The organism is Microvirga calopogonii, assembly GCF_003347665.1.
In the GTDB taxonomy this organism is placed as follows: Bacteria; Pseudomonadota; Alphaproteobacteria; order Rhizobiales; family Beijerinckiaceae; genus Microvirga; species Microvirga calopogonii.
Window position 1 is genome coordinate 1 of the sequence record NZ_QDGA01000160.1, and the last position, 8,469, is coordinate 8,469.

Below are 8,469 nucleotides of genomic sequence, written 5' to 3' on the forward strand. Positions count from 1 at the left end.
ACTGGCAAGGACGAACCGCCTTCAAGGTGCGCTTCTCGACGACCCACTGTCGCCCCTGCCCATTGAAGGCACAGTGTACTCGGAGCGAGCGGCGGCTTCTCACGCTGCGCCCTCAGGAGGAGCACGAGACCCTTGCAGCGGCTCGCGAGCGTGAGGCGCAGCCCGCCTTCGCCAAAGAGTACCAGAAGCGCGCCGGCATCGAGGGAACGATTTCGGCTGGCGTGCGCGCCCTACACTTGCGGCGCTCCCGCTACATCGGTCTCGCCAAGACGCATCTTCAGCACGTGCTGACAGCGGCTGCCATGAACCTCATCCGGCTTGGTGCCTGGTTCGCGGGCACGCCGCTCGCACGAACCCGGCAATCCGCATTCACCAAGCTCATGATGGCTCCCATCCCAGCATGGTGAAGATGCCAGTCCTGCATCAGGCCTTCGATCAGGCGCGTCATGCGTGGCGTGAGCACGTCCGTGCGCTGGGCAAGAATGTCCGGCAGTGCCTGACGCAGCAAACGCAGCCTCTGGCGCACCGCAATCCCGCGCTCCAGCAGGAATGCGCGGATCTGGTTGATCACGGCCGTGCGCTGCCCCACCAGGCGTGAGCGGAGCCGGTGCAGGGCTTGAAGATCAAGCTGTTCGACCGACTTGGTCGGCACGAAGCGCATGGTGGGGCGCTGGACGGCTTCGGCAATGGCTTCGGCATCACGGAAGTCGTTCTTGTGGCTTTTGCGGAAGGGAATCACGAACTGGACAGGGATCAGCTTCACGTCGTGGCCGAGGGCCAGCAACTGACGGCTGAGATGATGGGCGCCGACACAGGCTTCCATGCCGAGAGTGGCAACGGGTGGAAGCGGAGCGTTAGGCATGGCTCTGATCCTCGTGCTGGGCGTCCCTGATGAAGGGTGCGCCGGTAAGCACGGCCGGTCCATCCCATTACCGGACTTTCATCTGCGCGACACCCCAGATCAGCGATAGGGGTGGCGCAGTGCACCTTTGAGGCAGTGCTCATCCCGTTGGGAACCCGAAACCAGGGTGGTACATTGTCAAGCCAGACAACGGTCTCGCTGTTCCATGGATCCGGTGACACGCTTTGCTGTTCTCGCCAGTTGCGTGGTCGTGGCGTCCTTCCCGCTCACCGCCAGCGCTCAAGCGGCCGATCAGGATCAGCACCAACGTGAGCTCGTTTCCTCGACCGTCGCGACCGCCGAGGCGGTCCTGGATGCCTGGCTGGCCGGGACCGTGCCGGCGCATTATGCCAAGCGGACCGTCTCCACCATGGGCAAAAACCTGACCGACTTGATCGCCAAACAACAGGCCTTCTCATCGCATCCAGCCGATTCGAGTTCCGGTACGCAGCAAGCCTTCCAGCGTATCGGGGCGGCGCTCGACCGTGCCCAGCAGGCCATCCGGGCGGCTGATCGGCCAGCGGCTGCCCGCAGCCTTGAGGAGGTCAGAAGCGCTGTCGCGCCAGCGGATAAAGGAGCGGCATCCCAGCCATGAGCAAGCTCCTCGAGATCACGCTCGGCATTGTCACCAGCGTCGGCGGGTTTCTCGAACTCGGCTCTCTCGCAACCGCCGCCCAGGCTGGCGCGGCGTTCGGGTTCCGGCTTCTGTGGGCCATTATGCTCGGCACGATCTGCATCATCTTCCTGGTCGAAATGGCCGGCCGCTTTGCCGCGGTGAGCCATCACACCATCGCGGATGCGATCCGGGAGCGCTTCGGCTTCAACTTCTTCCTGATTGCCTTCCTCGCCGTTGTCGTCGTCAATCTCCTGGTTCTCGCGGCCGAGATCGGCGGCGTGTGTGTTGCCCTGGAATTTGCCACCGGGTTCGGGTTCCAATGGTGGGCGATGCCGGTGGCATTCCTCGTCTGGCTGCTGCTCTGGAAGGGCACCTTTGGCATGATCGAGAAAGGGGTCTCAATCCTCGGCCTCGTCACGCTCTGCTTTGTTGTGGGCGCCATCCTGGTCCACCCGGATTGGTCGGAGGTTGCTGCCGGTGCGATTCCCAGCCTGCCGGGGCACGACAAGGCTCAGTACTGGTTTATCGCGGTCAGCATCCTCGGTGCCTCAATCTCCCCGTATCTTTTCTTGTTTTATTCCTCGGGCGCGATCGAGGACAAATGGGACCAGGGCTATCTTGGCGTAAACCGTGCGGTCGCCGGCCTCGGCATGGGATTTGGCGGCACGATTGCGATTGGGGCGCTCATCCTGGCGGCTGTTGTGCTCCGATCGCACGGGATCACGCAGGTCGACGACTACCATCAGCTTCCCCTGATGCTGATCCCGGTGTTCGGCTACTGGGGCTTCATCCTCTTCGTGGCGTCGCTTGGCATTGCGTGCTTGGGGGCCGCGCTCGAGATCGGCCTGCAACAGGCCTATCTCGTGGCCCAGGGGTTTGGCTGGAACTGGTCCGAAGACGCCAAGCCCAAGGCCAATCCGGGCTTCAGCGCCGCCTATACCCTGGCCGTGATCCTGGGGACGATTCCGATCGGCGCAGGTTTGGATCCGCTGAAGCTCACCGTGTTTTCCATGGCCCTGACGGCGGCGAGCCTGCCGCTGACCGTCGTCCCGTTTCTCTTCCTGATGAACGATGAGCGCTATGTGCACGAGCACCGCAACGGGTGGATCAGCAACACCGCCGTCCTATTCGTGATCGGACTTGGATGCGTGCTGGCGATCGTCACGATCCCGCTTGAGATCTTCGGAGGCTGACAATGGAGCTGGTCCGCGATGTTCTCGACAAGCAGGTTGTCGACCGCAAGCACGTCAAGATGGGTAAGGTCGATGGCCTCGTGATCGAACTGCACGATGGCGAGGCCCCTCATGTCGCAGGCCTAGAGATCGGCGCCGTCGCGCTCGCGCGTCGGCTCGCCCCCCGCATCGGCCGATGGGCCAGCCGGCTGGGGGAACGCCTGGGAGGCGCACAACATCGGGAGCCGTACCGCATTCCCTGGATGAAGGTGAGGGATGTGGGGATCGACGTGGACGTCGATCTTTTGGTCGAGGAGACCCCGGTGTTTGATTGGCAGACCTGGCTGCGAGACCACGTGATCGCCCGAATACCGGGAGCCTGACCATGGCTGGCCGCGATGTTCATCTCGAGCTTCTGATCGGTCGTCGTGTCCTGGCCCGGGATGGCCGCAGCATCGGGCGACTGGAGGAAGTCTGTGCCGAGCCTCAAGGGGCTGACCTCCTTGTGACCGAGTATCTCGTTGGATCATACGCTGTGCTGGAGCGGCTGTCGGCCTGGAGCATCGGACGGACGCTGCTCCGGTTCTTCGGCGCGACTGGCCAGAGGGGCGAGTATCGGGTGCCCTGGGATAAGCTCGACCTGTCGGATCCGCGGCACCCGCGCCTGCTGTGCGAGGTGGGGGACCTCACTGTGCTCAAGCGATAGGGGCCCCTCCCTTTTGACCGGAGTGCCGGTGCTGCATTGGGTCTGTCACTCGTTTCAGCAAAGGTCCGGAGCTGGCACACCTGAGAGCGTTTGGTCCGCTTCGCCACTCAAGTGCGGACGTTCGTTAAGAGGCCGGAGCGTGAAATTTTGACCCGGAGCGGACTGTTCCTGCCGGAACGCTGTCAAACCTCGATGGTGAAATGGAACAATCGCGCGACGGTGACGCGGGGAAGACGCACAGCCTCAAGGCGTACCAAGCCGGCATACAGGACAGCCCCAAGCGAGGGCCCAACGATGTAGATCCATGGGTCCAGCGCGACTCTGGCGATCAGGGCAGGTCCGAACGACCGAGCCGGGTTTGCACTGGCCCCGGAGAGGGGGGCCTCCAGCCACACCAGCACCGAGAGCACGGCCGGCAGGGCCAACGGCGTGAAGCTACGGGTACGGGGATGTGCCGCCATAGTGAAAATCGCCAGGATGAGGAGAAACGTCACTCCTGTCTCCCCGAGGGTAGCGGCCCAGACAGGAACGTCAGCCCCCGGCTGCGTCGCACCAAACGCCACGCTTCGTCCCATGCGCCCCCAGCCCAGAAGAGGCCAAGCTCCGATAACGCTGCCGGCGAACTGAGCCAAGACGTAAAAGGCGGCATCACGCCACGCCAGCTTGCCCTCCAGCCAGAACGCGACCGTCACGGCGGGATTGATATGCGCGCCGCTGATGCGGCCGATCGGTGAAACCGCGATCAGCGCGCCGACCGAGCCGAACAAGCCGCCGGTCAGAAACAGGCGGCAGCCTTCGCTCGGGATCAGCCTTGCCCCCGGACTGCCTTGCCCAAACATGAGAATGACCACCGACACGCCGACCAGAACCAGCAGGGCCGTACCAATGAACTCCGCCACGTAGAGGTCAGGGTGCAGCCGCGCCGGCGGTAGGGGAAGGCCATGCAGAGGCCTGTCTCTGGCAGGTGACGAAGGCGCACATTCAGCCGGCATGATCCGCCATGGTTGGCGACGTAGGAGCCGCATGACTCAGGTTCCGGGCCGCTTCCTGCTGGGAGACCGCATGTACGCTCTCAAATTGGCTCGGTGGAACGATCGGGACGGTAAGACAGACGCTCTGTGTCGGCAGAACCCTGCGCCATCTCTGAATCAGGAGTTGATAGGCTTTGCCGACTGGTCGGATGTTCCGATCCAGATCGTAAAGGCCGAGAGCGTTCACTCGGCCGTTCTCCTCCCGCAGGGCTGTATCCCAGTCGACCTGATCCGTCAGCGAGTACCACGTGAACCCGACGATCGGAACGCCGCTGTTGCGCACCCGCATGACATTCGCCCATTCCTTCCTGAGCCAAGTTACGGCTTCGTCGCCGTTGGCACCTTGAGCCAGATTCGTCTCCGTGTGCATGACGGGAAGACGATAGCGTTCGTAATATTGCCGGGTGATCTCCGCATATCCGAAGATCTCTCCAGCTGCCCATGTGCGTCCGTCAGGAGCGACACGATGTTCATTTGTCACGTAGTAATCGTTGCCCATGATGCAGTGCTGCCGCAGGCGATGGGTCATAAAGAACTGGTATTCGTCGCGCGTCATGCCGTTGTCGAGGAGAAACTGGTACATCTCGGAATCGACGCGGCGGCCGTAATTGAGATCCAGCGACAGGAACCGCCGGGCATTCATGATCTCTGCGTGGCCGATCGCATCAGGCTCGTCGGCATGGAAATATTCCGAGGACTCGCTCTGAATAAAGATCGCGTCAGGGCGGATCTCGAGAATTGCAGCCATCGCCAGAATATTCGCCTTCACGATGTGCTTGAGCGCTGTCACAAAGGCCGTGTCACTGCTCAACTGCTCGTTCCACCAGCCATAGGCGGCCGAGAAGGTAGCGCAGATGAACATCTCGTTCACGGGCGTGTAGAGCTGCACCCAAGGAAAGCGCTGCGCAAAGGCGCTCGCATAGGCCGCAAACAGCGTCGGAAAATCGGGGTTCTGGAAGTTTCCGATCCAGTCCGGAACCCCGAAATGGCAGAGATCGACGATTGGGACGATATCCATCGTCTTCAAGACGCCGAAGGTCTGATCCGGGAAGCTCCAGTCATACCGGCCTTGGCCCAACCAGACGCGGTGGATCGGTGGTCCGTAGCGCAGATAGTGGATGTCTAGCTCCTGAAGGAGTTCGAAATCCCTCCGCCAGTGCATGTAATGGCCGCATTTGTCCATCTCGTCGACACGGACGGCGCCGTTCTTGATTGTCGGATAGCTGTTCTCGATGCCGGTCGCGAACATAAACCAGGGCGCTGCCATATCGGGCCTCCAGCAGGGCCCATCAGGCGCCCTTGAGCAAGGCGGTCGGGCGGATTGCCCGGCCTACACAAATCGACTGGCCTTTGAGGGAAGCATAGAGTGCCGACAAGCCGCCGAAAAGATGCGGAGCCTCGGGCGGCCCGCTTTCCTATGGTGTACCTCTCACCGTCGCGCCACGGCACCGTTCTTTGACGAAAGTGCTAATGTCGTCTGCAACTTCGTTTGCGGCCTCGAACGGCAGGAGGTGTCCGGCGCCTGCAATTTCGACGCAAGAGGCATCGGCGAGCCGGGGCATGACCTCGGCTGTGATGACCCCAGGCGGGATGACGGGGTCCTCGCTCCCGCCGATAACCAGAAGCGGGCAGGCCACCCGCTCAGCCTGAGCCGTAATAGTCTCGCGACTGCCCTGCGCAAGCCACCAGTGCCAGGCCTCGGCCGAGGTCATCAGATTGTCCGCGATGCAGATCTCGGCGTCCTCCGCCGGGATCGGCCGCCGTGTGATCGTGCGGAGGGTTTGCTCCGCCGAGGCTCGGTCGCCATGGGTCGCCAGCAGGCGCGCACGCTCCTTCTCGTCCATCGGCTCAGGCGAGGGTGGTGAAGGAGCCACCAAGACGACGCCGGCGAGACCCGGTGGTGGATCGGCCGCGCAGGCGAGCGCCAGCTTGCCGCCCATAGAATGGCCGACGATAACATAAGTACCAAGACGACGGCCCGCGATGTGCTGCGCGATCGTTCCACCGACCGCATCCACACTGAAGGCAGGCAGCGGCGGCGAGCGGCCGAAGCCGGGAAGATCAATGCGCAGACACCTGTATTCGCGCGACAAAACCCCGGCTACATGAACCCAGGACCGTAGGGAGCCGGCGAAATAGTGCAGAAACACCAAGGCCGGCGGTCCGGCCCCCTGGTCGTTGTCATGAAGGATGGGTGCGCTCATACTCTCACCGTCGGCCGCTCACGCCCTCGTGGTTGCGTGTCACGCGCACAGAAGACGCCTGATAGCGGCCCCTCCACCTGAGTTATGTCGCCCCGACACGGGTGCGCCGACGAGGCATTGCCCCTTGGCAATGACTGCCTCACGAAGGCCAAACAGACATGGACTGCGGCAATGCAACGCCAGCCTCGAAACGGGCGACCTATCGTTTCGAGTGAACCTATCTTAGCAGAAGCCTTCTCTCAGGCGTGAAAGAGGCTTGGACCTACCCGAAATTGCCAGGATGTGTGCTTCCTAAGGTCTGCAGGTGGCACCCCTGAGACCTAAGCCCGAGAGCAGCAATCCCCGCGTAACCGTAACCGGGGCAGATTAGGGGGCGGATGCCCTAGGCTGACTGTGTGACGAGGTCGGCCAGCGGCGGGATCCTCGGTCGATCCCCATTCAGGCCGAGCCGGTCGCCGAGATAGGTGAAGAACGACAGCCCGAGTTTACGGCAGGTCTTCGACAGCCCCAGCATCACATCGCGCGCCATTCGGCCATCGGCGCTCATGGTGCCACCGGAGATCTTGCGCTTGATCACCCAGGCGCGCAGGTCGTTCTCGGAGGCATTGGTGTGCAGCGGGATCTCGGGACGCTCGAGCACCCGCAGCAGTTCGCCCTTGCGCCGTGCCAGACGGGCGAGCAGTTCGTCGAGCTCCTGGTAGCCCGTGCGCAGGCCAAAGATCTTGTCGAACTGCCGCCGGAAGGCCCGCTCCCCACCTGGCGAGGGGCTCTGCTTCCACAGCTTCAGACCGCGATAAAAACACCAGATCGCCTCGCGGACCAGCTCAACGGCATTGGCCTGCTTGGGTGAGGCCGGCATCAGCTTCTGCAGGTGGCGCTCCGCATGGATCCAGCATAGGGCGTGCTGAGCAACCCGGAACTGCCCGGCATCGTCGGAGACCACGACGGTGTTGGCCATCAGCCCGTGATGCCGGAGCGCGCCCCAGGTGGCGGCTTCATCCAGTAGCCGAAGCAGAGGCCGGTCGAAGATGTTGATCGAGCAGCGCAGCAGATGCTGCCACCACTCCATCTGCGAGCTGAACACCTGGTCCTGGAGCTGGCTCAACCGGGCGATCACGGCGGCCTCGACCGGCTGCCGGCGCAGATAGTCCAGCGCGGCCTCGTTGGCGACGTAGTCCTCGCAGCCACCCCGCAGCAGCGTCAGGAAGTTCAGGCGCGATTTCGACCGGCTGGTGCGGAAGACGCAAAAGCGCTCGCCGCCGATCTGGGTGGTCACCGCGGGACGGCGGGCATGGCGCGCCCCGGTATCATCGACGGTGAGGTAAGGCGACGAGACCAGGCCGGCCTGCAGGATCGCACGATCTTCCTGTTCGAACAGCTCCAGATCTGAGGTGAGCAGACGGACGACCTCGCGCTTGGAGATCGCCAGGCCAATACCGTTCAGCAGATCGGTCAGGCGCTCGGTGGTCACCTGGCCTTGCGTGTGCAGGGCGAGGCAGAACCGCCGCACATTGGGTCCGAACCCGCCGGTGATGCCAATCGGCAGCGGCGCGATGAGGGTCTGGCCCTCGGGTGTCACCCACCGTTCCCGTTTGTAGCGCACCACCTCGGCAACCAGCACCAGATCCCGATGCACGACCGTCTTGTAGCCTTTGAAGCGCGAGCCGGGCGGAGCCTCGACCGGGATCGTGACCTCGCGGGTGACCCGATCCCGTTTGGCGCCGCGCCCGGGACGCCGGCCTGGACCAGCAGGGCGCGGCTGGGTGGCTTTCTCCATGCCGGAGGGGTTGAAGGGTGGGCGCGGCGGCAGGTGCTTGAGCCGGGCGATCTCGTCCTTCA

9 protein-coding genes and 1 pseudogene are annotated in these 8,469 nt (G+C 63.3%); 5 read left to right on the plus strand and 5 right to left on the minus strand.

Annotation, left to right across the window (positions count from 1 at the left end):
- Positions 1-407: transposase (locus tag DDF70_RS34295; RefSeq protein ID WP_170316152.1), on the plus strand; the 407-nt coding region annotated here is incomplete at its 5' end.
- 5 nt (positions 408-412) lie between these two features.
- Here DDF70_RS34295 and DDF70_RS34300 read toward each other — a convergent pair.
- Positions 413-853: pseudogene (locus tag DDF70_RS34300) on the minus strand (IS110 family transposase); the annotation flags it as partial.
- Between the two features lie 223 nt (positions 854-1,076).
- Between DDF70_RS34300 and DDF70_RS34305 the strand changes: the two are divergent.
- From DDF70_RS34305 to DDF70_RS34320, 4 genes are read left to right on the plus strand one after another with little or no spacing between them, the layout of a single operon-like run.
- Positions 1,077-1,496, plus strand: a complete 420-nt coding sequence (locus tag DDF70_RS34305) for a hypothetical protein (RefSeq protein WP_162820879.1) — start codon at positions 1,077-1,079, stop codon at positions 1,494-1,496.
- Positions 1,493-2,710 carry an NRAMP family divalent metal transporter gene (locus tag DDF70_RS34310; RefSeq protein ID WP_114949025.1) on the plus strand — a complete coding sequence of 406 codons (1,218 nt, stop codon included), beginning with the start codon at positions 1,493-1,495 and terminating at the stop codon, positions 2,708-2,710. Before DDF70_RS34305 ends, DDF70_RS34310 begins: the two co-directional genes overlap by 4 nt.
- A 2-nt stretch (positions 2,711-2,712) precedes the next feature.
- Positions 2,713-3,072, plus strand: a complete 360-nt coding sequence (locus DDF70_RS34315; RefSeq protein WP_114949026.1) for a hypothetical protein — start codon at positions 2,713-2,715, stop codon at positions 3,070-3,072.
- Positions 3,073-3,074: 2 nt separating this feature from the next.
- On the plus strand, positions 3,075-3,395 hold the full coding sequence (locus tag DDF70_RS34320; RefSeq protein WP_114949027.1) for a hypothetical protein: 321 nt from the start codon (positions 3,075-3,077) through the stop codon (positions 3,393-3,395).
- A 182-nt stretch (positions 3,396-3,577) separates the two neighbouring features.
- Here DDF70_RS34320 and DDF70_RS34325 read toward each other — a convergent pair whose 3' ends face one another.
- From DDF70_RS34325 to DDF70_RS38515, 4 genes are all read right to left on the minus strand, one after another.
- Positions 3,578-4,294 (minus strand): MIP/aquaporin family protein, encoded by a 717-nt coding sequence (locus DDF70_RS34325; RefSeq protein WP_162820880.1) that lies wholly within the window; start codon positions 4,292-4,294, stop codon positions 3,578-3,580.
- 82 nt (positions 4,295-4,376) lie between these two features.
- On the minus strand, positions 4,377-5,693 hold the full coding sequence (locus DDF70_RS34330) for a family 1 glycosylhydrolase (protein WP_114949029.1): 1,317 nt from the start codon (positions 5,691-5,693) through the stop codon (positions 4,377-4,379).
- Between the two features lie 148 nt (positions 5,694-5,841).
- A complete protein-coding gene (locus tag DDF70_RS34335; RefSeq protein ID WP_114949030.1) occupies positions 5,842-6,630 on the minus strand; it encodes an alpha/beta fold hydrolase in 789 nt (262 codons plus the stop codon).
- Between the two features lie 382 nt (positions 6,631-7,012).
- Positions 7,013-8,469 (minus strand): IS66 family transposase (locus DDF70_RS38515; RefSeq protein ID WP_245435766.1); only part of this gene is annotated, 1,457 nt, incomplete at its 5' end.